The organism is Spongiibacter thalassae, assembly GCF_012272835.1.
Classification (GTDB): domain Bacteria; phylum Pseudomonadota; class Gammaproteobacteria; order Pseudomonadales; family Spongiibacteraceae; genus Spongiibacter; species Spongiibacter thalassae.
Genome location: NZ_JAAWWK010000004.1, coordinates 1 through 24459, shown reverse-complemented (window position 1 = coordinate 24459; position 24459 = coordinate 1). Strand labels below are relative to the sequence as shown.

Below are 24459 nucleotides of genomic sequence, written 5' to 3'. Positions count from 1 at the left end.
TCAGTCCGCTCCATCTGCGGGCTGGCGACCTGTCCACCGATGCTCAAAATGAGTGACAAAATTGGTCATATTCTGAGCAGTTTCTTCAGTGGCGGGCAAGTATGCCCCAATCATAATGGCCGTTCAATGCCTTGGTAACAAAAAATTCACAACTTTGTTACCCGCGAATAAGTGTTTCTACGGGTAACAGTTTCCTCCGATTTTCTGCTCTAGTCAAAGCAGTGCTCGGCTGCGGGGAAGCTTCCGTCGATAACCGATTGACGGTACAGGCAAAGCGCTTCTTCAATGCTGACGCCGTCTGCAGCGAAATTCCGTACAAAGCGCGCGGTTTTCTGGGTAACTCCAAGCAGGTCATGGAGCACCAACACCTGGGCGTCAGTGGCCGGCCCGGCGCCGATGCCGATCACCGGTATTTCCAGTTCGGCGCTGATGTCCGCTGCCAGGGCTGTCGGGACACATTCCAGCACCAACATAGAAGCACCGGCGGCCTGAAGGGCCTTGGCGTCTTTCATGATGACCGCCGCCTGGCTCTCTTCACGACCCTGTACGCGGTAGCCACCGAGGACATTGACCGACTGGGGGGTTAGGCCGAGGTGGCCGCACACGGGGATACCGGCGCGCACCAGTTGCTGAATACTGTCGCACAGCCAGGTGCCTCCTTCGAGTTTGACCATCTGTGCACCGGCGCGCATTAGCTCGGTGGCTCCGTTCAGGCAAGGTTCAAGGCTGTGGTAGCTGCCAAAGGGCATATCGGCAATTACCAGGGGGGCTTTGCAGCCGCGGGCCACCGCGGCGGTGTGGTAGGCCATATCAGCCACGGTTACGGGCAGGGTGGAGTCGTGACCCTGCAACACCATGCCAAGGGAGTCGCCAACCAGGATGGCTTCGATGCCGGCCTTTTCTACCAGTTGGGCGAAACTCGCGTCGTAGCAGGTGACCACGGCGAATTTTTCACCAGCCTGTTTTTTCTGCATCAGGGTGGTAATGCTGACATTGCTCATGCTTTGCCTCGCTGAGACTCAAAAAAATGTGGGGTTAAAATAATGGCGGCCGCCGCGAATATCCAGTAAATACTCGAGAAGTTGCTGATAGTGTTGCTCATTGTGGGCAAAGTCAATTTCCGCCGCGTTAACGATCACCAGGGGACTGGAGTCATAGCGCAAAAAGAACTCGCTGTAGGCTTCATTCAGCGCTTCAAGGTAGTCGCCGCTGATATGACGCTCAAAGCGCACTCCCCGTTGAATCACGCGCTCTCTCAGCACTTTCACCGGTGCCTGTAGATAGATCACCAGATCCACCGGGGGCGGGTTGGGGGCCAGTTGTTCGTAGACCTTTCGGTAGAGGGCCAGCTCATTGCTGTCCAATGTAATGGAGGCAAAGAGCGGATCTTTGGCGAACAGGTAGTCGGCCACATAGCCGCCGCTGAACAGGTCGCCGTCACCCAGGCTGTCGAGTTGCTGCACCCGCTGAAACAGAAAGAACAATTGGGTGGCGAGGGCGCTGTTGGCCTGCTTGCTGTAAAACTGTTCCAGAAACGGATTTTCCTCGGCCTGCTCGAACACCGGGGTGTAATTGAGCGATTCGGCGAGCCGTTTGGCGAGGGTGCTCTTGCCCACGCCGATCGGGCCCTCTATAGCGATATGGCGTGGAGGGGTGTCGCGGGTAAACAGGCGTTCATTCGGCATGGCTGGCGAGCTGGTCCGGGTCGAGGAGCCAAATATCATCGTCGAGGGCGTCGATATCGGCGCTGTCGAGCTTGCTGTGTTGGCGGGCGAGCTCGGCGTCGAGGTCAGCCAGCGGCTGCAATACGAAGCGGCGCTCCCCGAGTCGTGGGTGGGGAATGCTCAGGCGTGGGCTGTCGATGCGATGGTCGCCGTACAGCAGAATATCCAGATCCAGGGTGCGGGGTCCCCAGCGAATATCGCGCTGACGGCCGTGGTGGCTTTCAATGCGCTGCAGGGCTGTGAGCAACTCGTCGGCGCTCAGTGCGGTGTCGATGGCAACGACGGCATTGATGTAATCCTCTTGTTGGCCCGGTCCGACAGCACGGGTGCCGTACAGGCGAGATTGGCCAACGAGGCGACTGCCAGGGAGTCGTTTCAATGCATTAAGGGCGCCATAAATCTGTGCCAGTGGCGACCCCTGGTTGCTGCCAAGCGCGATATAGCTTCGAATCATGTGTCTTTCCGTGGTCCGCGCCGACGGCGGCGGGGGCGCCGTGGTCGATCGTTGTCTTCGCGGGGTCGGCCCATCCCCTCGCGGGTTTCGGGCTGAGCTTCGTAATAGGCTTGCCACCACTGACTGAGGCTGTTGTCGATCTCGCCTGCTTGCTCGCGTAACAATAGAAAGTCGTAGCCGGCGCGGAAATAGCGGTTTTCCACCACTTGGGTGGCGCGTTTACCCGACTGTCGTGCAAAGCGCAGCTGTAATTCCCAGATGTCGCGCATGGGCAGTGAAAAACGCTTGGGGATGGCCACAGTTTGCTGCTGCTTGTGCAGTACCCGCTCCGAGGCCTGGTGGAGTGCGGGTATTTCCGGCACACCTTCGGCAACCAGTTCGGCGTGTATCTCTTTCACCACTGGCCACAGCAGAACCGCATATAAAAACGCAGGAGTGACTGGCTTGTCCTCAGAGATGCGGGCATCAGTATTGGCCAGGCCCTGCTGTATCAGCTCATAGGCGTGGGGTACGCCGCGATCTAGCAATTTCTGGGTGGCGGGGAAAAGGGGGGCAAACAGGCCGTAGCGTTGCATCAGTGCGTAGGTTTGCAGGGCGCGCCCATTCATCAATAGCTTGAGCACTTCGTCGAACATGCGTGCTGCCGCGATATCGCTGAGCAGGGGGCTGAGGTTTTTCAGCGGCGCCTCGGTGGCGGGCTCGATGTCGAAGTCGAGCTTCGCGGCAAAACGCACCACGCGCAGCATTCTCACCGGGTCCTCGCGGTAGCGGGTCTCCGGGTCGCCGATCACGCGTATCAGGCGGCGCTTGAGGTCTTCAAGGCCGTCGGCAAAGTCGTAAATGGCAAAGTCTTTGCTGGAATAATAGAGGGCGTTAATGCTGAGGTCGCGGCGCAGGGCGTCTTCATCCATGCTGCCAAACACATTGTCGCGCAGCAGCATGCCGGATTCATTGCGCGCGGAGCGTTTGCTGCGCGGGTTGGTTTGGGTCTCGGGAGCGTCGTGACTGCCACGGAAGGTGGTGACCTCGATAACGTCCCGGCCAAAGCGCACGTGTACGATGCGAAAGCGCCGCCCGATAATCCGGCTGTTGCGAAACAGGCCGCGCACCTGTTCGGGAGTGGCGTCGGTGGCAACGTCGAAGTCTTTGGGTTGGCCGCCGAGCAGAATGTCGCGTACACCGCCACCCACCAGATAGGCTTGATAGCCGCCCTGGTTGAGTCGGTGCATCACCTTCAACGCGCTATCGCTGATCAGGCTGCGTGAAACGCAGTGGTCATCGCGCTGGATAATTGTTGGCATATGAATGTCTGGCTTGCTCATGTTCAGCTTGCCGGTCAGCTTTTTCCATAGCCCGGAAACAGTATTGGCGCTCATTGGTCTCAGTATCAGCCCAGATTGGCAAATGCGGCATTCTAGCACAAGGGAAATGCTTCGCGGGTCAAAAGGGGGGGTTAGCTCATTTCAGGGGGGCTAAAACGAAGAAGGGGAAAACAATGTCTTCCCCACCCAGGTCTCTTTGCTTCGTCTGTTATTGTTATTGGTCCGATCTCTATTATTTTTATTGTGTGGTTTTATTCTTCTTTTGCCCCTTAGGATTGCATCCCTTGTGCCAACTTTTGAATTTCTATATTTTTCAATGACTTGTTGTGTTTTAGGGGTTTTGGGGGTTGTTGCATTTATGTGTATTGTTACCTATATAAACGCCATGTGTTACGCGAATCATTTTTGGGTAACGGTGTCATAGTGGGCTTAGTTGCTTCCACTGCGCGCTGATTTTTTGCGCGGAATGCCAAGTCGCTGCCGGCGCTCCCACAGGCATTTTCTGCTGACTCCCAGTTTTTGCGCGAGTTCGGTTTCGCTCATGCTGTCCTGGTGTTCGAGAACAAAGCGCTGAAAATAATCCTCCAGTGACAGATCTTCGGCGGGGTCGGCGTTGCGGGTGCGTGGCCGGGATTCCTTGCGCTCGGGAATCTGTTGCTGGGGGTAGCGGGGGCGCGGCTCTGTGCGGCGACCGCGAATTTGGCTGATGTCCACCAGCTCAAGGTCGATATCCAGCAGCTCGTTGTCGATTTCGTCGCCTTCGCAGAGGATGACGGCGCGCTCAATGGCGTTTTCCAGCTCGCGAATATTGCCCGGCCAGATATAGGTGGTGATCGCCTGAATGGCCCTCGGGCTGAGTTTCAGTGGCTCCCGGCCCAAGGCTTCACAGCGGCGCTTGAGCAGGGTTTCGGCAATTTCCAGAATATCTTTACCGCGTTCACGCAGCGGCGGTAGTTCCAGCTTCATGACGTTGATGCGGTAGTACAAATCCTCCCGAAAGCGTCCCTGGTGGGCCATGTCTTTCAGGTCGCGGTGGGTGGCGCAGATCAAGCGGACATCGACCTTGTTGGACTCTACGGCGCCAATGCGGCGGATTTCGTCTTCCTGAATAAAGCGCAGCAGCCGCGCCTGGGCTTCGAGCGGTAGCTCGCCGATTTCGTCGAGGAACAGGGTGCCGCCGTCGGCGGCTTCGATCAGGCCGATTCGGTTGGCGTTGGCGCCGGTGAAGGCGCCCTTTTCGTAGCCGAATAATTCGGACTCAATCAGTGTTTCCGGTATGGCGGCACAGTTTACACAGACGATGTTCTTCGTCGCACGCTTGCTTTGTGAGTGCAGGGCTCGGGCAACCAGTTCCTTGCCGGTGCCGGTTTCGCCGTGGATCAACACGGTGGTGTCGGTGGGCGCCACGCGGCGAATATGGTCGTACAGACGCTGCATGGGTTTGCAGCTGCCGATCATACCATTGCTCGCCGCGGTGTCCCGGCGCTGGCGGCTGCTGCTAAGAGGTGTCGGTGGATCCTGCTCGTGGTTGCTGATGATGCGCGCGACAGTATCGAGCATATCGTCGTGGTCAAAAGGCTTGGCGATGTAGTCGATGGCCCCTTTTTTCATTGAATCGACCGCTGATTTCAAGCTGGCGTAGCTGGTCATGATCAGTACTGGCCGATCGGTCTTGCTGATTAATTCGGTGCCGGGCGCGCCGGGAAGACGCAGGTCACTGATAATCAATGAATAGCTGTCGAGATCGAAGCGGCTGATGGCATCCTGTACCGAGCCTACTTCATCCACTAGATAGTCATTGCGCTCCAGAAGTCGCCGGAGGGCGAGGCGGATAACATCTTCGTCTTCAACGATTAATATTCGCGGCATATTTCGCTCCATCGGATGTCGGCTTGCCGAACACAGCCGGACAACATAACGCGTTAGCGGTCATAATTCCAGAAACGCCCGGTTGCTGCTGGTCGGTAGTGGCGGTTGAATATGGCAGGCCAGCGGTAGTTGCAACTGAAAACAGCTGCCGCTGGCCCCATTGTCGCTGACTGGGCTTTTCACGGAAATATCACCGTTCAGGTCGTTGATAATACGATACACCAGGGCGAGCCCGAGGCCGGTACCCTTGCCCGGTTCCTTGGTGGTGAAAAAGGGCTCGAAGATATGTTCGGCAATGTCGGGAGGGATGCCTTCCCCCTGGTCGACGACGCGGATCAGTGCATTGGTGTCGAGGCTATCCGCGTCGATGCGGATGGTGCTGCCCTCGGGGCTGGCGTCACGGGCGTTGGTCAACAAATTGATAAACACCTGGGTCAGCCGCTGATAGTCGCCGGCAACGGCAATGCACGGGTCGCAGGCATTGTCATAGTGAACTTTTTTGGCTTCCTTGTCGAAGCTCAGCAGTTGAATGGCTTCGTTCACACATTGGGCCACTGAAACGGCTTCCTTCGCCCGGGTGGGATCGTCGCGGCCATTGTGGGCGAAGTTAACCAGACTTTGCACAATGGTGCTGATGCGCCGGGTTTGCTTGACGATCTGCTCGGCGGTTTCCAGTAATGCAGGGTCTTCCGTCTCGTAGCGCAGGTTTTGCGCGAGACTGGCGATGCCGGTGACCGGGTTGCCGATCTCGTGGGCAACGCCGGCGGCGAGGCGACCGATAGAAGCGAGGCGCTCCTGATGTCCCAGCTCCTTTTCCAGTAGTTGGGTGTCGGTGATGTCTTCGATAACCACAATCAGCTCGTTGCGGCCGAGCATTTTCGATTCGGTTTTGTGCAGGTTTAGCCAGCGCGGCGTGCCCTCCAGCTCGAGGCTGTATTTATTCCAGTGGTCGTCGGGGCTGGCGCAGAAGCTGACCAGCAGCTCGCGCCAGGCGTTGGGCAGACCGCCCAGGGCAGAGCCGGTAATCTCGGCACTGTGAATGCCGGTGATGCTCGCCATGCTCTTGTTCCACAGCAGAATTTCCGAGTCGGCACCCAGTGCGCACACCCCGGTAGGCAGGTTTTCCAGTGTTTGTCGGTGGTAGCGGCGCAGGCCGTCGAGGTCGGCGGCAAGACCGGTCAAGTGGGTTTGGTAGCGCTCCAGGCGGTCCTCAATGTAATTGATGTCCTCGCCGTCACCGGCGATGTCGCCAGTGTAGGGTAGGCTGCGATCAATGACTCGGCGGGCATTCGATGGCCCCACCAGCGCCGACAGATTGATTTCTATGCGGTCGCGCAGTCGTCGCAGTGCATAGGGTCGCGTTTCATTGATGCTGAGCTGCAGCTCGTTGAGGGCGCGGTTGACCTCCTGCTTGGCCACAGTGTGGCCAATGGTTTCGGCCAGGCGCGAGCGCATTTCCATGGCGCTTTTCAGGTTAAGTGCCTGGCGGCTGGGGCGATTCAGGTCATCGACGGTGCAGGCTTCGGCAGCGCTGCGCTCCTCTTTGGAGGTTTCGGTGAGCAGGGAAACCCCCACGAAGACGATTCCGTTCAGCGCGAGAGTAATACCTGCGAAACTGAGCCAGGTCTCCGGTGCGCTGGCGTCGAGCAGTGATTGAATAATGGCGGGGGGAGCTAGCCCCAGTATTGGTAGCAGGGTGCCGGTGATCCACAGTGTCAGCCCGGTCAGTAGGCCCGCGATAAAACCGTTGCGGTTGGCATTGGGCCAATACAGGGTGGCAAGTAAGCCGGGCAGCAGCTGCGCGCAGCCTGCGACAGACACCAGGGCAAGGTCGCTGAGGAGCTTGCGGTCGGGAATGATCTCGTAGAGCAGGTAGCTGGTGAAAATTGCGGCCACAATCAGGCACTGGCGGGTCAACAGCAGCCAGTTGTAGATGTTGATGTCCCGTTTTTGCGGTGTTTGCCACGGGAGAACCAGATGGTTAAGCCACATAGAAGCCAGAGCCAGCGTTGACACAATAATCACGCCGCTGGCGGCGGAGATGCCGCCAATAAAGACCAGCAGTGTCAGCGCTGGGCTGTCGAGATGGTTGAGCACGTTTAATGCGGCGTAGTCGCCATTCATATCGGCGCCGATGGCGGCGTTACTCCACAACAAGGGGAGTACCGGCAGGCTGATGAGGAACAGGTAAAGGGGTAGGCCCCAGCTGGCAGAAACCAGATTGCGTGAGCTGGAATTCTCGGCAAACAGCATGTGAAAAACGTGGGGCATGCAGATCGCCGCTGCAAAAAACAGTAACAGCATCATTCTGCCGCTGTCGTTGGCATTTGCCTCAGCCATGCTGGTAATCAGCTGCGGGTTAGCCGCTAACCATGCTTGCATGTCGCTGAAACCGCCGAAAATACTGACAACCGCGACAACGCCCAGGACCAGAAAGGCGATGAGCTTGACCAGAGACTCAAAGGCGAGCGCAGTGACCAAGCCGCGATGGCTGTCCTTGGAGGACAGGCTGCGGGAGCCGAATAAAATCGTGAATACACTGATAATTACGCAAAAGGCGATGCCGGTTAAGCGTCGGAAAATGCTGCCCTCATCGCTCAGGGGATCGGCGGTAGTGAGCGTCGACGCTGCGTTGGAGACGGTCTGGATCTGTACGGCGAGAATGGGGGTAATAGCGAGTCCGCTAATGATCGTGCTGAGGGAGCCAACCCATTGGCTGCGAAAGCGAAAGCTGAGGATATCGGCGATGGAATTCAAGCGGTAGCTTTTACACACATGATGCAATGGTGCGATCAGTACCGGCAGCAGAAACAGGGCAGCGGATATGCCCAGATAATAATTCAGGTAGCTCATGCCATAGGCCTTGGCCAGGCCGGTGACGCCGTAGTAGGCAAAGGCGCTGGCATACACGCCAAGTGACAGCACATATACAGCTGGGTGTTCGATCAGCGCCTGTGGCAGCAGCTGCTTTTCCGTGGCAAAGGCAATGGCGAACAGCAATAACAGGTAAAGAAGCCCGAGAAATAACAGGGTATTGATATCAAACGCCATGGTTGTCCCGCTTTCGTGCTGCCAGGTAGATAAAAATAATAATGGCGAACCACACCAGATGATGGCGGTACCAGGCGGTGCCCGCGGCATCGAGCCACTGGGCCAGTGTAGGGCTGAAAACAAATAGCGAACAAAGCAATAGCAAAAGTGGGGAGCGTGCACTCATGGTCATACCGGGCCCGTGGAGCAGAAGGCCCCATTGTAGCGAGCATTGCCGGTGAATGCGCGGGGTGGGGTCTGTCCCCTCTCGATTATTTAGGGTTAATGGCGATAGGCTGGCTAGGAATACTATTGGGTTGGTAGTGGGCCACCGCCCAGTTCAATGTTTCTGTCAGTGATAGTTCCGGTGGCGGCGATGGCTGGTTGAGATAGCCGAGCACCTGACGGATATTGTGCTCCGGTTGCAGGTCGTCGAGGGGGGGCGCATAACTGCGCTTGCTCAGTTTGTCGCCGTGTTCATCGACGAGCAGTGGCAGGTGCAAATAATGAGGCTGGTGGTAGCCGAGTGCCCGTTGCAGCAGTAGTTGCCAGCCGGTCGAACTGACCAGGTCATAGCCCCTGACAATATCCGTCACCCCCTGGTGCTCGTCGTCGACGACAACCGCGAGCTGGTAGGCAAACAGTCCATCGCGACGGCGCAGCACAACATCGCCATCGTTGGCCGGGTGTTGAGTGATGGGGCCGAGCAGGCGGTCGTGAAAGTGGATGTCGTCGTCGGCCACCCGCAGGCGAATCGCAGCATCGCTGCGGTCGAGGGGGGCAATGCAGTCGCCGCGATGCACGCCGCCAACGGTGCTGAGTTGCGAGCGTGAACAGCTGCAATAGAAGGCCGCGCTGTTGTTCAACAGCTGGTGCAGGGCGTGATTGTAGGCGTCGCTGCGCTGGCTTTGCCAGAGGATTTCGCCGTCCCAGTGCAGCTGGTGGGCCTGCAGCGAGCGAATAATAGCCTCTGCCGCACCGGGTTGTTCCCGTGGCGGGTCGATATTTTCAATGCGGAGTAGCCACTGGCCGCCTTTGGCGCGGGCGTCAAGATAACTGCCGAGTGCCGTGCACAGGGAGCCGAGGTGAAGGGGGCCGGTGGGCGAAGGCGCAAATCGGCCGACATAGATACCGTTGTGGGTCATAGGGAAAGCTGGCGGCACGAGGCCGCCAGTGGGTATCAGCCGCGCTCCTGACGCTCCTTGATTTCATCCAGCGTTTTGCAGTCGATGCAAAGCGTGGCGGTGGGGCGTGCTTCCAGGCGCTTGATGCCGATATCGACGCCACAGGTGTTGCAGTAGCCGTAGTCGTCCTCATCGATAAGATCGAGGGTGGCGTCGATCTTTTTGATGAGTTTGCGCTCGCGGTCACGGGTGCGCAGCTCCAGACTAAACTCTTCTTCCTGTGTCGCTCGGTCAGCGGGGTCGGGGAAATTTGCCGCTTCGTCTTTCATATGGCTGACCGTGCGGTCAACCTCTTCCATGAGCTCAGCCTTCCAGTTGCGCAGAATCTGACGGAAGTGATCCTTCTGCGCATCGTTCATGTACTCTTCACCCTTTTTGGGAACATAAGGGGTGAAGGTTTTCAGACTTTCTGTAGATGTGTCCTTTGCAGGCATGCTTGGCCCTCTTTATTAACAAGCCGTTAACCGCAAACCGCGGATTTGCGGGCGACGCTGTGCCGCCAAACGGGCAAAACTACCAGATAAGTGTAGCTTGTGCCATACAAAAACGCCGCTTCGGCTGTTTATAGGATATGGCGGCCCCTGCCGGCGCTGCTACACTGTCGCCTTTGCTGAGGAATATGGGGGCGCAGTGGGCAATTTGGTGGCGGAGCGACTGGGGGATATCGAGCCCTTTCGCGTAGTAGAGGTACTGACCCGGGCCAACGCCCTGGCGGCTCAGGGGCGGGATATTGTGCATATGGCCGCTGGCGAGCCGGACTTTACCAGTGCCGAGCCGATTGTTCGTGCGGCGCAGGCGGCGCTGGGGCGTGGCGAAACACAATATAGCCCCGCCGCAGGAATACCCGAGTTGCGCCAGGCGATCGCCGACTTTTATCGCAGTGAGCACGGGCTGGAGATTTCACCGAGCCGGATTATGGTTACCCCCGGGGCCAGCGGCGCACTGCTGCTGTTGGCGGGGCTGCTGATAAACCCCGGCGATGGCATGTTGATGACCGATCCCGGCTATCCCTGCAACCGTCACTTTCTGCGTTTGGTTGAGGGCGAGGGGCAGTTGGTGCCGGTGGGGCCGGAGCAGCGATACCAGCTCGATGCCACGCTTGCCGAGGCCCATTGGCAGAGTAACACTCGAGGGGTAATGGTGGCGTCTCCGGCCAATCCCAGTGGTGAAATCCTCAGTGCCGGACAGTTGCGCGATTTGCACGAGCTGTGTGTAGCGCGCAATGGCCATTTGATTGTCGACGAAATTTATCATGGGCTGAGCTACGGCGTCGATGCACCGTCGGTGCTGTCGATCACCGACGAAGCCTTTGTGATTAACAGTTTTTCCAAGTATTTCGGTATGACTGGCTGGCGCCTGGGTTGGTTGGTGGCCCCGGAATGGGCAGTGCCGCTGCTGGAAAAACTCGCGCAAAATTTGTTTATTTCCATGTCTACGATGGGTCAGTACGGGGCATTGGCGGCGTTTACGCCCGAATGTCGGTCGATACTCGACGCGCGTCGGGACGCGTTTGCACAGCGGCGGGATTTTCTGTATCCCGCGCTGACAGAAATGGGCTTTACCATTCCCCATTGTCCGGATGGGGCCCTGTATCTCTACGCAGGTATTGAAAAATTTTCCTCCGACAGCCAGCAGTTTTGCCTACGCCTGCTTGAGGAGCACGGTATTGCGATTACACCCGGTGCAGACTTTGGCCGCTATCGCGCCGATACCCATGTGCGTTTTGCGTATACAACCGGTCTGGATCGGTTGGAATTGGCCGTTGAACGCCTGCGCAAGCTGTATACTTGATGCCGGATTGCAGTGAGTTGGGGAATACGTGACAGAGCGGTTGGAAGAGATAAAACACTACGACCTACAGCGCGTCGGCGAGGCGCTGAAGCATTTTCGGCCCCGCCGCCGCTGGTGGCGACGTTGGGTCAAGCGGTCGTCGGTGGCGTTGATACTGCGCGAGGCAGACGCCGAGTTACAGGTGTTGATGATTAAACGGGCAGATCGGGATGGAGACCCCTGGTCGGGGCATATGGCCTTTCCAGGCGGGCGCATGGACCCTGGTGATAACACTGGAGTGCGCACCGCACAGCGGGAAACCCTGGAAGAATTGTCGATTGACCTGGAGAAGGTGGGCCACTGTATTGGCCGTCTGTCGGATCTGGTGTCGCGGCCCCATTCCGGTCGTCGCCCTATGGTGGTGTCGCCCTATGTGTTTCGCATTCATGGGCCGGTGTCGCCGGTACCCAATCACGAGGTTGCCGAGGCAGTGTGGGTGCCAATCAGCTTTATTGCTGACCACGGCAACCGGGTAACGGTCACCCGAACCCGAGGGCGTTTTTCGCTGGATTTGCCCTGTTACTATTTGGGTAAAAAGGAAATCTGGGGCATGTCACTGGCTATGCTCGATGAGCTCCTCGGCGTCGCGGCTATCCCGCTCAAGCTGCCATAGAAACATCTTGGTGTTGTTGAGCATTTCCCGAGCGGCGCCCTGTGGCCGTGCGGCTTCCGCCAGTGCCGCGTCACTGAGGTCGCCACGCAGCCAGTCAAAAAACAGGGTCAGCAGTACCGGGGTTTTCTTGGGGTCGAGGTACTGCCAGCGGGTCGCATCGAGAATATTGCCGGTGACCCGGCCACCCTTTACTTGCAGCCAGTTCACCCCACAGCTGGACAGGGCATAGTCCCCTTTTCTGCCAAAACTGATATTGGGCTTGAACGGGTTAAAGCCGTTGTCGGGCACCTCGTCGAGACGTTGCAAGGCCAGTATCCACTGACTGCCAGGTGCAAAGTTGCTGACCTCCGGGCGGCAGAGATCGTCGGTTTTCCCCCACACGCGCAGTGATTCGCGAAATTCCTGTCCGTCGAGTTTTTGAATAATGTCGACGTCGAAACTGTTGCCGCGAGTGCTGCTGACCTCTGCGTAGACCAGCAGGTCGCTGTCGGGGTAAACCTCGTTGAAGGGGCCTTGCCAGAGGCAGCTACAGGCCAGTCCAAGGCCGCTGTGAAAAAAAAGTGCAATGGCGAGCAGGCGTCCGTACATAGGGTGTATTCAATCTCTGCGTGGTTGAATGATGGAAATGTACGACGTTGAGAAGTGTGCTTTCAAGGGGCGGGAGGCTAAAAGCAGAAAGCGCAGCACGGGGCTGCGCTTTCTGTGGGGTGACAGACTGTCAGATGTCGATGTTCACGCCGATATACAGGCCGTCAACAGTGATATTGGCTTCGTCGTCATCGTCTTCCAGTGATACGTCAAAGGTGCGGTAACCCAGCTCCAGCGCCACTACCGCAACCTCGTAGCCGAGGCCCACAGTCATATCGCTCACGGTGTTGTCGCCAACGCTGATGACATTGGCCAGGGCGTGGGCGTAAAGACCGGTGAAGGGCAGGTTAAAGCGAGCGTTGCCGTAGAGCATCGGCAGAGGGGCGTCAAATTCCACTGAACCCTCGCCGTTGGCACCGGTAATGCTGATCTCGCCGTCGAACAGGCGCACGCTCAGGCCGACATCCAGGTTGACCCAGTTGTCGAGGATTTCGTAGTACATGGTGGCGTCGGTGTGGCTCAGGTCGGTGCTGGACTGCACTGACTCACCGGCGGAGTAGGTTTTGCCGTCGTAGGTGTAGTCGCGGGTCAGTGTGCCCTGGCCGTCGATTTCCAGCGAGGTGCGCTGCAGGCGCAGATTGGGCAGCAGTGGTACGGGGTGCTCCAGTGCGACATAAAAGCTGGTGCCGTTATCGTCGTCGTAACCGAGGTCGTTGTTAAAGTCGATGGCATTGCCACCGGACTGGACGTCACCGTCCCAGCTTTGCTGCCAGGCGTAGGCGCCGGCGGACGCGCCGATGATGTCGGCCTGAGTGCTAGCGGCGGCGCTGGCAGCGATCATCGCTACGGCCAGAGAAATCTTTTTCATGTTGTGCATCCCCTGTTGTGGTCGTTTTTTCCTGAAGAACAATAAGCCCTGTGTATGACAGGGTAAAGGCCTGTGCTATCTATTGAGTATTATTGCCGCTTCCTTCGCAAAATAGGTCAGTATGCCGTCGGCGCCGGCGCGCTTGAAGGCCAGTAACGATTCCATAATCACCGCCTCGCGGCTCAGCCAGCCATTCTCAAAGGCTGCGCAGTGCATCGCGTATTCACCGCTGACCTGGTAGGCATAGGTGGGTACCGCGAGTTCATCTTTCACTCGCCGCACAATATCCAGATACGGCATGCCGGGCTTGACCATAATCATGTCGGCGCCCTCAGCGAGATCGAGAGCGCACTCGTGCAGCGCCTCGTTGCTGTTGGCCGGGTCCATTTGGTAACCGTATTTATTACTGCCACCGAGGTTACCCGCAGAGCCAACCGCGTCGCGGAAGGGGCCGTAGTAACTGGAGGCATATTTGGCGGCGTAACTCAGAATGCAGGTGTTGATATGGCCCGCCTGTTCGAGGGTCTGCCGTATGGCGCCAATACGACCGTCCATCATATCTGAGGGTGCGACAATATCGGCACCGGCTTCGGCCTGGGCCAATGCCTGCCGACACAGCACTTCAGTGGTGCGGTCGTTCAGCACATAGCCACTTTCGTCGATGATGCCGTCCTGTCCGTGGGTGGTGTAAGGGTCGAGGGCGACATCGGTGATAATACCCAGTTCGGGGGCGGCATCCTTGACGGCTTTGATAGCGCGCTGGGCAAGGCCGTCGGGGTTGTAGGCTTCCTCGGCGTGGAGGGATTTTGCGGCATCGCCAACCACCGGGAACAGGGCAATGGCGGGAATGCCCAAGCGGCTCAGCTCCCGGGCCTCCGCGGCGAGCAGGTCGACGCTGAGTCGTTCGATACCCGGCATTGACGCTATAGCTTCGCGTTTTTGACTGCCTTCGTGGACAAACATCGGATAAATCAGGTCGTTGACGGAGAGCAGGTTCTCCCGACTGAGGCGGCGGGAGAAGTCTGCGGCCCGCAGGCGGCGCATACGGGTGGCGGGGAAGGCGCCGCGTTGCAGGGATGGGCTCATGGCGAAACTCCGTTTATTTCAAGGTGGAGAACACGCGTTCGGCGACATCCAGCGTTTGCTGTATGTCGTCATCGCTGTGGGCCGAGGACAAAAAGCCCGCTTCGTAAGATGCCGGCGCCAGGTAGACTCCGCCCTCGAGCATGCCGTGGAAAAAGCGGTTAAAGCGCTCGGTATTGCAGGCCATGACCTGCTGGTAGTTGGTAATGGTTGCATCGTCGGTGAAGAAGACGCCGAACATGGTGCCGACATGGTTGCAGGTCATTGGAATATTTGCCGCCTGAGCGCGCTCACGCAGGCCGGCGATCAGTGTGTCGGTGTGGGCGAAAGGCTTGTCGTAAAAACCGGGGGCGCTGATCGCGTCCAGCATAGCCAGACCCGCGGCCATCGCCGCAGGGTTACCCGACAGAGTGCCGGCCTGATACACCGGCCCGCTTGGGGCCAGCTGCTCCATGATGTCGCGGCGTCCGCCGAAGGCGGCTACCGGCATGCCGCCGCCAATAACCTTACCCAGACAGGTAATGTCGGCGGTGACGCCGTAGTAGCCCTGAGCTCCTTTCAGGCCAAGGCGAAAGCCGGTCATAACTTCATCGATAATCAGCACGCTCTGATGGGCGTCGCAGCACTCTCGCAGGGCTTCCAGGAAACCCGGAACCGGTGGTACGCAATTCATATTGCCCGCCACAGGTTCAACGATCACACAGGCTACCTCATGGCCGAAGTCGGCAAAGGCGGCTTTTACCCCTTCAATGTCGTTGTAGCTCAGGGTTACGGTGTGTTCGGCGAGGGCTGCAGGTACACCCGGTGAGCTGGGGACGCCAAGGGTGAGGGCGCCGGAGCCGGCCTTTATCAGCAGCGAGTCGGAGTGGCCGTGGTAGCAGCCTTCGAATTTGATGATCTTGTCCCGACCAGTGGCCCCTCGGGCGAGGCGGATGGCGCTCATGGTGGCTTCGGTGCCGGAGTTCACCATGCGCACCATATCCATACCCGGCACAATCGCGCACAGTTTTTCGGCGAGTCGGGTCTCGATTTCGGTGGGAGCGCCGAAACTCAACCCTTTGCGAATCTGTTCGCTCACCGCGTCGACCACAGCGGGGTAGGCGTGGCCGAGGAGCATGGGTCCCCAGGACAGCACGTAATCGATATAGCGTTTGCCGTCGGCATCAAAAATATAGGGGCCTTCTGCCCGCTCGATAAAACGGGGGGTGCCACCTACGGCTTTGAACGCGCGTACGGGACTGTTAACACCACCGGGAATGACGTGGCGTGCCTGATCGAAAAGGGTGTCGGAGCGACTCATAGTAGTGGTGAATTCCTTGCGGGGCCGGTCAGTTGTCTGAACAGCATTATCCAGACTTGATGTGGCTGTCGCCAGTGTTGGCTGCGGTTAGCTCTAAAAAGGCTTCAGCACTGCTAACAATACAATGGCGAACAGGGCGATGACCGGGGCTTCGTTAAACCACCGGTAAAATACATGGCTGCGCTGATTTTGCTGGGCGCCGAAGATCTTCACCAGCTTGCCGCAGTAGAGGTGGTAGGCGATCAGACCGGCAACGAATGCCAGCTTGATCCACAGCCACCCGCTGCCGAGGTAATAGGCTGGAGCCAGCGAGATCATTGCCACGCCGAATGCCACGGTCAGCACCGCGAAGGGGCTGATAAACCGATATAGCTTGTGCTCCATGATCGCGAGATGGGCCTGGGTAGCGGCGTCCTCGGCCATGGCGTGGTAGACAAACAGGCGCGGTAGATAAAAAATGCCGGCAAACCAGCAAACCATTGCAATAATATGTAGCGCTTTCAGCCAGAGCATAGTGGGTCCATTGCGGTCAGAATCTGATTGGCAGATTGTAGTGGTCAGACAGGGCTTCGCGGGTGACGATGCCTTCGTCCGGCGGCCCCTGGCGCTGGTAGGGGCTGCGCACAAACAGGCTGTCCAGTCCTTCCTGGTTCATGGTTTCCAGTGCCTCCATCAACGTGCCGTTAATATCGAAAATTGCCGCCCGGCGTCGATGTTCCAGCTCCGCCAGCAGGTCGAGGGTGGCATCGTCGGTCAGCTCAGCGGTGCTGATCAATGGAAACCAGTGTTCGCGGTGGACAATTATACGCTGGCCCTCGGCATTGGTAATCACCAGCCACCGAGGCGGGGTATCGAGCAGCAGTGCCTGGTCGCTGTGGCCAAGGTGCTGGGGAACGTGGCGAAGATTGCGGTCCATGACCGCGGCGGCACTGGTGCGCAGCAGGGCGAGGGTCAACGGGTTGGCGCGCACGGCCTGCTGCATGGCCTGAAGTGTTGCCTGGTGAGAGGCCTGCAGCCCGAACAGCTCCTTGTGCACTAGATGGGCTGCAGTGACCGCCAGCATTGCGGGAAAAATAATATTGAGGTTGTGGGTTAATTCGATAATGGCCAACAAGGCGGCGAGCGGGGCATTGAGGATCGCGGCCATTACCGCGGCCATGCCGAGCAGTACATAAAAGCTGGGTTCCGCCGCGAGATCTGGAAATAATTGTATCCCCACTCCGCCGATGGCGCCTCCGGCGAAGGCCCCGACCAGCAAACTTGGGCCAATAATGCCGATGGGCATACCCAGCCCGCAGGACACCGCTGTAGCCAGTAATTTCGCCGCCATTAACAGCGCCAGCATGTGCAGGCCGTAGTTGCCTGATAGGGTGTTTTGCAGGCTGTCGTAGCCGATACCCATAACCTCGGGGGCGAACAGAGCGCAGAGGCCTGTGACCAGCCCCGCCAAGGGAAGTCGCAACCAGGGTGGTCGGCTTGCCAGCCGCAGGCACTGTTTCTGGATTATCACAAAGGCGCTGGACAGTCCGCCGGCAATACAGCCGAGCAGGGCGATAAAGGGCAGTTCCCACAGCGATACCATGCTCACTTGGCTCGAGGGTAGAAACACCACCGCGCCGAATACAGCCTGTGACAGGGTAGTGGCTGTTACCGCAGCGAGAATAACCGGTATAAATCCTGCAACGGTGTACTCCAGCATGACCACTTCCATTGCAAAAATGACTCCTGCAATGGGAGTGTTAAACGAAGCGGCAATGGCGGCGGCGGTGCCACAGGCCGCCATCACCCGCAGACTGTTATTGGGCAGGCGCATCAGTGTTCCGCACTGGCTGCTGGCCGCTGCGCCGATATGGACGGCCGGCCCCTCGCGCCCTCCGGACTGGCCGCTAAGCAGGGCAGTAAGACCGCAAACAAATTGCATCAGCACATTCTTTAGCGGCAGTCGTCCCCTGCCATTGTGCAGGGCGGCGATAACGTGGGGGATGCCGGTAAAGCGGTGGACGGGGCGAACCAGGCTGGTGATAAGGCCGAGCAGGAGTCCCCCTGTTACGGGCAGCAGAAAATACCAATGCCGCTCAAGGCCCTCGAAGTTTTCTGATGAGCCGCCGGGCAACCAGTGCTCCAGCGGCAGCTCCAATGCAAGGCGAAAGGCGATCATCAGCACCGCTGTGATTGCGCCAGCGCCAAGCCCCAGAATGGCATAGGGCAGGGCCGCTTCGGGGCTGGCGAGCCGCCGGCGAAAATTGGTGAGGCTGGTTAGCGACATGGCGCCAAGAGCTGGGAGGTAGGGTGCATATCCGCTTCGCGTGCTTCCGGCAAATAACGTATTATAAGGGCCGTGGCGCGATAGACCTAATTGGGGCGATGCGCGGAGAATGTAACGACATGATGAATCTGGCAGGGGACATAACGTGTTAAAGGTTGGGATTGTAGGTGGAACCGGTTATACCGGCGCGGAGCTGTTGCGCTTGATAGCAACACACCCGGAGGCTGAGGTGGCAATGATTACCTCCCGTGCCGAGGATGGGCTGCCGGTAGATGAATTGTTCCCGAGTTTGCGCGGTACGACCAATCTGCGTTTTTCCGTGCCAGAGGTTGATAAGCTGGCCAGCTGTGATGTGGTATTTTTCGCCACCCCCCACAATGTTGCGATGAAGTTGGTTCCCGAGTTGCTGGCTGCGGGCACCCGTGTGGTGGATCTGTCGGCGGATTTCCGTATCCGCGATGCCAAGCTCTGGTCAGAGTGGTATCACGAGGAGCATTTGTGTCCCGACCTGTTGGCCGAGGCGGTTTACGGTTTGCCGGAAACCCATAAAGAAGCCATCACCACTGCACGGCTCGTAGCCTGCGCTGGCTGTTATCCGACGGCGGTCGAGCTGGGCTTTTTGCCCTTGCTGGAAGAGAAACTGGTCAACCCCCAGCAGCTTATCGCCAGCGCTGCCTCCGGTGTGAGTGGCGCCGGGCGTCAGGCCAAGATCGATAATCTGCTGGCTGAGCTGGACGGTAGCTTCAAGGCCTACGGTGTGTCGGGTCACCGCCATTTGCCGGAGATCGAGCAGGAGCTGGCGCTGGCGGCCGGTGGTCCAGTCGGTTTGACTTTCACCCCCCATTTGCTGCCCCAGGTGCGCGGCATCCACGCAACACTTTATTCGCAGATTCTCGACTCGGCGGTGGGCTTGGATGAATTGCAGTTTTTGTTTGAAAAGCGCTTCGCCAATGAGCCTTTTGTGGATGTGATGCCCCTGGGCAGCTTGCCTCAGACCCGCACCGTACGCGGTTCCAATATGTGCCGCATTGCGTTGCACCGGCCCCAGAATCGCGACACCATCGTTGTGCTGTCGGTGATTGATAACCTCGTAAAAGGGGCCTCGGGCCAGGCGATACAGAATATGAACCTGATGTTTGGCCTGCCGGAAACCATGGGACTGGAAGCGGTCGCCCTGCTGCCCTGACGGGTGGCGGGGGTAATTCTTGACTGTTTTGGTCGGATAAGCGGATAATTGACGCCTACCCCTGTGGGCGAAGTAGTGAGGTGAACAATGTCAGCGGTTGAGGAATATACACCGTCAGTATTACAGCTAACCGAAAAGGCCGTAGCCAAGGTTAAGCACCTGATGGAAGACGAGGCAAATAACGAGCTGAAATTGCGCGTATTTGTCACCGGTGGCGGCTGTTCGGGGTTCCAGTACGGCTTTACCTTCGATGAATTGGCCGAGGAAGATGATACCCTGGTGGAGAAAGACGGCGTGGTGGTGCTGGTTGATCCACTGAGCTATCAGTACATCGAAGGTGCCCAGCTGGATTATACTGAAGGTCTTGAGGGCTCACGGTTCGTCGTCACCAACCCCAATGCCACCACTACCTGTGGATGCGGCTCATCGTTCTCGGTGTGAGCCGAAGATCTTCGGCGAAAGCGGTCTGTTCAGCGCCGTTTTCGCTTTCCAGTTTTGATGCTTACTGATTGCCACTCTCGATTCAGCGTTTAGCGCGCCGGATAAATTCCGCCAAGAATTCGCGGCCCGCTGGCGCCTGTCGCAGAGGGCAAGTTGCCGGGCAGGTCGTGCAAGCAACGCATGGCCAGCCAGGCAAAGGCGGCAGCTTCCACCCAGTCGGGGTGGATGCCGAGGGCGTCGGTGTCGTCGACGCTGCCGTTGGTATTCAGTTCTGTCAGGCGCTGGCGCAGTGCGGCATTGGCCGCCCCGCCGCCGCAGAGGTGCCACTGCGACTCTTTCAAGTCTTCCTTTGCAATTGCCTGGGCAATGCTCTGTGCGGTAAATTCAAGTAGTGTTGCCTGCACATCCTCGTCGCTGATATCGCTGAAGTGTGTCAGTGCCTCGCGCACAAAATCCAGATTGAAACACTCGCGCCCAGTGCTTTTCGGGCCGCTTACTGAGAAGAAGGGTGTGTCGAGTAGCTTTGCGAGAAGGGCTTGGTGGCAGCGGCCAGATGCCGCCCAGCGACCATCGCGATCGAAGTTCTCGCCGCGTCTATGCTGTATCCAGGCATCCATCAGGACATTGCCGGGTCCAGTATCGTAACCGTGGGCGGGCCTATTTGCCGGAAGCAGGCTGATGTTTGCCATGCCGCCAATATTAATAATCACCCTGTTTTCATTGGCGCTGCCAAACACTGTCTGGTGGAAGGCCGGCACCAGTGGTGCGCCCTGGCCCCCCGCGGCAATGTCGCGGCGACGAAAGTCTGCGACGGTGGTGATGCCGGTGTGCTCGGCAATGGTGTTGGGGTCACCGATCTGAAGGCTGAATGCGTCGGTAGCCGCCCGCGCACCGTCGGTAGGGCGATGGCGAATGGTCTGGCCGTGGCTGCCAATGGCCGCAATATCACTGGCGGCCAGTCCGGCTACGTGAAGCAATTGATTAACGGCAGTAGCGAGGGCCAGGCCAAGATGGCGGTCGGCGCGGCCCATTCGCTCTATTTCGTCGCTGCCGGGCTGGCAAAGATCAAGCAGCTCGGCACGCAGTGCGTTGGGGAAGGGGAATTCCAGACCTTTTTTAAGAGTGCAGCGATCGTCGTCGATGTGAACCAATGCGGCGTCGATGGCGTCCAGACTAGTGCCTGACATCAGGCCAACGTAATACATCAGCCTTCGCTGCTGTAATTGCGCTGTGCAGCGTAGGTGCGAAGCTGTAACTGCATGCCGCTGATCTGCTGCTGGAACCTGGGCATGTCTTTGCCGCTGACCCGTTTTGGTGGCGGCAGCTTGTCGATAATGGTGGCGGGGTTGCGGTGGACGCCATTCATCAGAAATTCGTAATGCAAGTGGGGGCCAGTGGCGTAGCCGGTCGAACCCACCCAGCCGATGGTTTCCCGCTGTTTAACACGTTCGCCCTTTGATACCGCGCGCTTATGCAGGTGGAGGTATTTGGTCACGTAGGCTTCACCGTGTTTGATGAACACGTAGTTGCCATTGGCTTTTGAATAGCCGGCCTCCAGCACCCTGCCATCGCCCGCAGCGTAAACCGGGGTGCCCCGTGCAGCGGCGTAATCAACCCCGCGGTGGGGACGCACAGTCTTGAAGACGGGGTGCAGACGTTTCGGGTCGAATTTGGAGCTGATGCGGGTAAAGTCCAGGGGCGCCCGCAAAAACGCTTTGCGCATGCTTTCACCGGCCTCGGAAAAGTAGTCTACGTCGCCTTCATCGTTAATATAACGATATGCCTGAAAGCTCTGCCCCTGGTTGTGGTACAAGGCGGCTAGAATCTGTCCGCTGCCCAGGTGCTCGCCATTCAGGTAGAGCTCTTCGTAAATCACAATAAAATGGTCGTTCTTGCGCACGTCATAGACAAAGTCGAGGACGCCGCCGAAGATATTCGCCAGCTCCATAATAATGCTCTGACTGACCCCGGCTTCCTGGGCGGCTTTGTAGAGAGAGCTGGTGATAGTCGCGCTGGCAACCCGCTGGCGAATTTCAGGGGTTTCGGTGACTTCGGTGGTATTGAAGCCGGTCACGCCTCGCTCGAAAACCAGGCTGCTGAGCTTATCGACGCGCAGGCTCATGGCGTCGAGCTTGCCATTGTCGTTGATCTGGAAACTGAGCTTTTGGCCGGGCTTGATGGTGTTCAGTGCCTTCGTCTTTTTGGCGGTGGTAAGCAGCTCGTGCAGGTCTTGAGGGCTGAGTTTGGCGCGGGCAAAGATCGCCGACAGGGAGTCACCGCTGCGCACTTCTATATCCAGCCACTCTTGCTGTGCTTCGACAACCAGCGCGTCTTCTTCCGGTATGGGGCTGATTGGCGTGAGTTCCAGATCCAATGGAATAGCCGTGCGCTTGGCCTGGGCGTCTTCGCCCGGTAGCAATACCAGCGAAACGCCCAAAGCGATTAACGTAGACGCGGCGATAGCCAAATGGCGGCGAGGGAATTGCGCCTTTGACTTGTATTCTGCGTGTCTGCGAGCGGATCGGTTAAACATTTACTGGCCTGGCTGTGGTCGACTGGTTGATTTTTGATCATTATAGCAAGGAACGCCTGTGGCAAAAGTCCGTATTCACCGATAGTTAATGTAGATTCTAGCTTCTGTACGGGGCGCTGTCAGCTGTCTCGCGTTTCATTTTTTTTGGTCATGTTGTATCTTGCGGGGCCTTGACGCTCCTGCGCGACGCTCCGCGTCCATACAGACGCTGAAGCAGGACAAAAATTCCAAAATTACACAAAGGTTGAACTATGACAGGGCTGAATGGCGACTTGCTGGCTGACTTGGAGTCTCGCGGGCTGGTAGCCCAGATGACAGGTGAGAATGGGTTGGCGGATTACCTCAAAGAGGCGCCGCGTACCCTTTATTGTGGGTTTGACCCTACCGCCGACAGCCTGCACATCGGACATCTGGTGCCGTTGTTAGCGCTTCGGCGTTTTCAGCAGGCCGGCCACAAGCCCATTGCTCTGGTCGGTGGTGCTACGGGCTTGATCGGCGACCCCAGTTTCAAGGCCCAGGAGCGCCAGCTAAATACGCCGGATGTGGTAGCCGGTTGGGTAGATAGGTTGAAAGGGCAGGTGTCGCGCTTTATCGATTTTGATTGCGGCGAGAACTCCGCCGTAGTGGCGAATAATCTGGATTGGTTTGGTCCGATGACGGCGCTGGAATTTTTGCGCGACATTGGCAAGCACTTCTCGGTCAACAATATGATTGCCAAGGAGTCGGTCAAGCAGCGTATAGATAGAGAGGGCTCTGGAATATCCTTTACCGAGTTCAGCTACTCGCTGTTGCAAGCACTGGATTTTGCTGAACTGTATAAGCGGCACGACTGTACTTTACAGCTTGGCGGGTCTGACCAGTGGGGGAATATCACCGCTGGTATTGATCTGGCGCGGCGTATGCACGGTGGGGCCGTGCACGGGCTGACCATGCCTCTGGTGACGAAAGCTGATGGCACCAAGTTTGGCAAGACAGAGTCGGGTACGGTATGGCTGGATCCGGCGAAAACGTCACCCTATGCTTTCTATCAATTCTGGCTGCGCACCGCGGACGCGGATGTGTACAAATTTCTTCGCTATTTTACTTTTTTGTCGTTGGAAGAGATTGCTGCGATAGAAGAAGCGGACAGGCAGGGTGGTCGTCCACAGGGGCAGCGCCATCTCGCCGAACAGATGACCGAGCTGATCCATGGGCGCGATGGCCTGGAGGCAGCCCAGCGCATTACCGATGCGTTGTTCTCCGGCGAGCTGGGTGATCTGTCAGAGCAGGATCTTGAGCAGTTGCGGCTTGATGGCTTGCCCTGCGCAGAGCTCCAGCGCTCGCAGCTGGCTGAATTGCCGTTGACCCAGATTTTTGCCGACGTCGGTCTTGCGTCTTCGGGCAAGCAGGTTAAGGATGCCCTGGGTCGTAACGCCGTATGGGTTAATGGTGTTGCCATTGGCGCTGATGCGAATATGAAGGCCGGTGAAGTGTTCGCTGAGCCGAATGCTCGGGCAGGCATTTATTACATTGTCCGTCTTGGAAAGAAAAGCTACCAGATGCTAGTTGTTCGTTAACGTTGTGGGATAACTGGTTGATTTCTAGGCGTATTGGTTGCTATTTGAGCGGTTGAAATAAAACTTACATTTATTTCTCAAGAGTTGTTGACTCTCCATCGGGTGTCTCTATAATGCGCCTCCTCGCTCGGGGAGACAGACCGGTGCGGTTGCTGAGGCAACGGTGCGGTGAGTTGGTGATACGGGTGAGGGAGTTCGGTGTTGCGGTCTTGTAAAAAGACTTTAAAAAAACACCTTGCTCTGGGGGCTGAAGTGTTTATAATACGCCTCCTCGCTAAAGGGGCTGACCTTTTGGCGATATCAAAACCCTGGCGGTTTTGAGTTATTTAACAAGACGAGATTAGATAATTCGTGTGGGTACTTGTTGGTGGATATTGCGACAACAATATTCAGAAACAAGTGACTCGTATAATTCATGAATTTGGTTATATCGATTAACAGTTTCTGAGCCGAGATTTTGGATGATAAAGCAGGTTTTGCGTAATCATCCCATCATGTCGAAAGGCTGATGTAAAAGATTAAACTGAAGAGTTTGATCATGGCTCAGATTGAACGCTGGCGGCAGGCCTAACACATGCAAGTCGAGCGCGAAAGCCCTTCGGGGTGAGTAAA

22 protein-coding genes and 1 rRNA gene are annotated in these 24459 nt (G+C 57.7%); 6 read left to right on the top strand and 17 right to left on the bottom strand.

The genetic code is table 11. The annotated features are described in order from the left end of the window. Positions 1-209: 209 nt before the first annotated feature. From panB to dksA, 9 genes are all read right to left on the bottom strand, one after another. Positions 210-1001: a 3-methyl-2-oxobutanoate hydroxymethyltransferase gene (panB, locus tag HCU74_RS11385; protein ID WP_168450546.1), complete on the bottom strand. Its 792-nt coding sequence runs from the start codon at positions 999-1001 to the stop codon at positions 210-212. An 18-nt stretch (positions 1002-1019) separates the two neighbouring features. Next, complete coding sequence (locus HCU74_RS11380) at positions 1020-1685, bottom strand: deoxynucleoside kinase (RefSeq protein WP_168450545.1); 666 nt, start codon at positions 1683-1685, stop codon at positions 1020-1022. Next, positions 1675-2178 carry a 2-amino-4-hydroxy-6-hydroxymethyldihydropteridine diphosphokinase gene (folK, locus tag HCU74_RS11375; protein ID WP_168450544.1) on the bottom strand — a complete coding sequence of 168 codons (504 nt, stop codon included), beginning with the start codon at positions 2176-2178 and terminating at the stop codon, positions 1675-1677. The genes HCU74_RS11380 and folK overlap by 11 nt, the downstream gene beginning before the upstream one ends. Further along, positions 2175-3554, bottom strand: a complete 1380-nt coding sequence (gene pcnB / locus HCU74_RS11370; protein ID WP_168450543.1) for a polynucleotide adenylyltransferase PcnB — start codon at positions 3552-3554, stop codon at positions 2175-2177. The genes folK and pcnB overlap by 4 nt, the downstream gene beginning before the upstream one ends. A gap of 375 nt (positions 3555-3929) precedes the next feature. After that, on the bottom strand, positions 3930-5369 hold the full coding sequence (locus HCU74_RS11365) for a sigma-54-dependent transcriptional regulator (protein ID WP_168450542.1): 1440 nt from the start codon (positions 5367-5369) through the stop codon (positions 3930-3932). A 60-nt stretch (positions 5370-5429) separates the two neighbouring features. Continuing rightward, positions 5430-8420, bottom strand: coding sequence for an ATP-binding protein (locus tag HCU74_RS11360; protein WP_168450541.1), 2991 nt, complete (start codon positions 8418-8420; stop codon positions 5430-5432). Continuing rightward, the gene (locus tag HCU74_RS11355; protein ID WP_168450540.1) at positions 8410-8586 is read right to left on the bottom strand and encodes a hypothetical protein; all 177 of its coding nucleotides are present in this window, start codon (positions 8584-8586) and stop codon (positions 8410-8412) included. The genes HCU74_RS11360 and HCU74_RS11355 overlap by 11 nt, the downstream gene beginning before the upstream one ends. 85 nt (positions 8587-8671) lie before the next feature. After that, on the bottom strand, positions 8672-9544 hold the full coding sequence (gene gluQRS / locus HCU74_RS11350) for a tRNA glutamyl-Q(34) synthetase GluQRS (RefSeq protein ID WP_168450539.1): 873 nt from the start codon (positions 9542-9544) through the stop codon (positions 8672-8674). Between the two features lie 35 nt (positions 9545-9579). After that, the gene (gene dksA, locus HCU74_RS11345) at positions 9580-10017 is read right to left on the bottom strand and encodes an RNA polymerase-binding protein DksA (protein WP_168450538.1); all 438 of its coding nucleotides are present in this window, start codon (positions 10015-10017) and stop codon (positions 9580-9582) included. 196 nt (positions 10018-10213) lie between these two features. Between dksA and HCU74_RS11340 the strand changes: the two genes are divergently transcribed. Next, positions 10214-11374 (top strand): pyridoxal phosphate-dependent aminotransferase, encoded by a 1161-nt coding sequence (locus HCU74_RS11340; RefSeq protein ID WP_168450537.1) that lies wholly within the window; start codon positions 10214-10216, stop codon positions 11372-11374. A 28-nt stretch (positions 11375-11402) separates the two neighbouring features. Continuing rightward, entirely contained in the window at positions 11403-12026 is a 624-nt protein-coding gene (locus HCU74_RS11335; RefSeq protein ID WP_345889684.1) for an NUDIX hydrolase, read from the top strand. Here the strand turns inward: HCU74_RS11335 and HCU74_RS11330 are convergent. The 6 genes from HCU74_RS11330 to HCU74_RS11305 all read right to left on the bottom strand — a co-directional run bounded on the left by HCU74_RS11330 (position 11967) and on the right by HCU74_RS11305 (position 18131). Next, a complete protein-coding gene (locus HCU74_RS11330; protein WP_168450536.1) occupies positions 11967-12614 on the bottom strand; it encodes a hypothetical protein in 648 nt (215 codons plus the stop codon). The two genes, HCU74_RS11335 and HCU74_RS11330, sit on opposite strands and share 60 nt — an antisense overlap. Before the next feature lie 130 nt (positions 12615-12744). Further along, complete coding sequence (locus HCU74_RS11325; RefSeq protein ID WP_168450535.1) at positions 12745-13482, bottom strand: TIGR04219 family outer membrane beta-barrel protein; 738 nt, start codon at positions 13480-13482, stop codon at positions 12745-12747. A gap of 75 nt (positions 13483-13557) precedes the next feature. Then, a complete protein-coding gene (hemB, locus tag HCU74_RS11320) occupies positions 13558-14568 on the bottom strand; it encodes a porphobilinogen synthase (RefSeq protein WP_168450534.1) in 1011 nt (336 codons plus the stop codon). 13 nt (positions 14569-14581) lie between these two features. Beyond that, positions 14582-15865, bottom strand: coding sequence for a glutamate-1-semialdehyde 2,1-aminomutase (gene hemL, locus HCU74_RS11315; RefSeq protein ID WP_168450533.1), 1284 nt, complete (start codon positions 15863-15865; stop codon positions 14582-14584). A gap of 93 nt (positions 15866-15958) precedes the next feature. Continuing rightward, on the bottom strand, positions 15959-16378 hold the full coding sequence (gene hemJ, locus HCU74_RS11310) for a protoporphyrinogen oxidase HemJ (protein ID WP_168450532.1): 420 nt from the start codon (positions 16376-16378) through the stop codon (positions 15959-15961). Positions 16379-16394: 16 nt separating this feature from the next. Continuing rightward, positions 16395-18131 carry a chloride channel protein gene (locus HCU74_RS11305; RefSeq protein ID WP_168450531.1) on the bottom strand — a complete coding sequence of 579 codons (1737 nt, stop codon included), beginning with the start codon at positions 18129-18131 and terminating at the stop codon, positions 16395-16397. A gap of 145 nt (positions 18132-18276) precedes the next feature. On the opposite strand from HCU74_RS11305, the gene argC reads away from it, so the two are divergent. Together argC and erpA are read left to right on the top strand one after the other, a co-directional pair. Further along, positions 18277-19317: an N-acetyl-gamma-glutamyl-phosphate reductase gene (gene argC, locus HCU74_RS11300; protein WP_168450530.1), complete on the top strand. Its 1041-nt coding sequence runs from the start codon at positions 18277-18279 to the stop codon at positions 19315-19317. 87 nt (positions 19318-19404) lie between these two features. Beyond that, complete coding sequence (erpA, locus tag HCU74_RS11295) at positions 19405-19758, top strand: iron-sulfur cluster insertion protein ErpA (protein ID WP_168450529.1); 354 nt, start codon at positions 19405-19407, stop codon at positions 19756-19758. 89 nt (positions 19759-19847) lie between these two features. Here the strand turns inward: erpA and HCU74_RS11290 are convergent, their stop codons facing one another. Next, positions 19848-20963 (bottom strand): anhydro-N-acetylmuramic acid kinase, encoded by a 1116-nt coding sequence (locus HCU74_RS11290; RefSeq protein WP_210425254.1) that lies wholly within the window; start codon positions 20961-20963, stop codon positions 19848-19850. Beyond that, positions 20963-22291, bottom strand: coding sequence for a peptidoglycan DD-metalloendopeptidase family protein (locus HCU74_RS11285; protein WP_168450528.1), 1329 nt, complete (start codon positions 22289-22291; stop codon positions 20963-20965). The genes HCU74_RS11290 and HCU74_RS11285 overlap by 1 nt, the downstream gene beginning before the upstream one ends. Before the next feature lie 251 nt (positions 22292-22542). Between HCU74_RS11285 and tyrS the strand changes: the two genes are divergently transcribed. Both tyrS and HCU74_RS11275 read left to right on the top strand, forming a co-directional pair. Continuing rightward, a complete protein-coding gene (gene tyrS, locus HCU74_RS11280; RefSeq protein WP_168450527.1) occupies positions 22543-23847 on the top strand; it encodes a tyrosine--tRNA ligase in 1305 nt (434 codons plus the stop codon). A gap of 520 nt (positions 23848-24367) precedes the next feature. Continuing rightward, positions 24368-24459, top strand: a 16S ribosomal RNA gene (locus tag HCU74_RS11275); the annotation flags it as partial.

Bases quoted from the DNA above. Each gene is read 5' to 3' on its own strand.
- panB (WP_168450546.1), bottom strand. From the start codon at position 1,001: ATGAGCAATGTCAGCATTACCACCCTGATGCAGAAAAAACAGGCTGGT.
- HCU74_RS11380 (WP_168450545.1), bottom strand. From the start codon at position 1,685: ATGCCGAATGAACGCCTGTTTACCCGCGACACCCCTCCACGCCATATC.
- folK (WP_168450544.1), bottom strand. From the start codon at position 2,178: ATGATTCGAAGCTATATCGCGCTTGGCAGCAACCAGGGGTCGCCACTG.
- pcnB (WP_168450543.1), bottom strand. From the start codon at position 3,554: ATGAGCGCCAATACTGTTTCCGGGCTATGGAAAAAGCTGACCGGCAAG.
- HCU74_RS11365 (WP_168450542.1), bottom strand. From the start codon at position 5,369: ATGCCGCGAATATTAATCGTTGAAGACGAAGATGTTATCCGCCTCGCC.
- HCU74_RS11360 (WP_168450541.1), bottom strand. From the start codon at position 8,420: ATGGCGTTTGATATCAATACCCTGTTATTTCTCGGGCTTCTTTACCTG.
- HCU74_RS11355 (WP_168450540.1), bottom strand. From the start codon at position 8,586: ATGAGTGCACGCTCCCCACTTTTGCTATTGCTTTGTTCGCTATTTGTT.
- gluQRS (WP_168450539.1), bottom strand. From the start codon at position 9,544: ATGACCCACAACGGTATCTATGTCGGCCGATTTGCGCCTTCGCCCACC.
- dksA (WP_168450538.1), bottom strand. From the start codon at position 10,017: ATGCCTGCAAAGGACACATCTACAGAAAGTCTGAAAACCTTCACCCCT.
- HCU74_RS11330 (WP_168450536.1), bottom strand. From the start codon at position 12,614: ATGTACGGACGCCTGCTCGCCATTGCACTTTTTTTTCACAGCGGCCTT.
- HCU74_RS11325 (WP_168450535.1), bottom strand. From the start codon at position 13,482: ATGAAAAAGATTTCTCTGGCCGTAGCGATGATCGCTGCCAGCGCCGCC.
- hemB (WP_168450534.1), bottom strand. From the start codon at position 14,568: ATGAGCCCATCCCTGCAACGCGGCGCCTTCCCCGCCACCCGTATGCGC.
- hemL (WP_168450533.1), bottom strand. From the start codon at position 15,865: ATGAGTCGCTCCGACACCCTTTTCGATCAGGCACGCCACGTCATTCCC.
- hemJ (WP_168450532.1), bottom strand. From the start codon at position 16,378: ATGCTCTGGCTGAAAGCGCTACATATTATTGCAATGGTTTGCTGGTTT.
- HCU74_RS11305 (WP_168450531.1), bottom strand. From the start codon at position 18,131: ATGTCGCTAACCAGCCTCACCAATTTTCGCCGGCGGCTCGCCAGCCCC.
- erpA (WP_168450529.1), top strand. From the start codon at position 19,405: ATGTCAGCGGTTGAGGAATATACACCGTCAGTATTACAGCTAACCGAA.
- HCU74_RS11290 (WP_210425254.1), bottom strand. From the start codon at position 20,963: ATGTATTACGTTGGCCTGATGTCAGGCACTAGTCTGGACGCCATCGAC.
- HCU74_RS11285 (WP_168450528.1), bottom strand. From the start codon at position 22,291: ATGTTTAACCGATCCGCTCGCAGACACGCAGAATACAAGTCAAAGGCG.
- tyrS (WP_168450527.1), top strand. From the start codon at position 22,543: ATGACAGGGCTGAATGGCGACTTGCTGGCTGACTTGGAGTCTCGCGGG.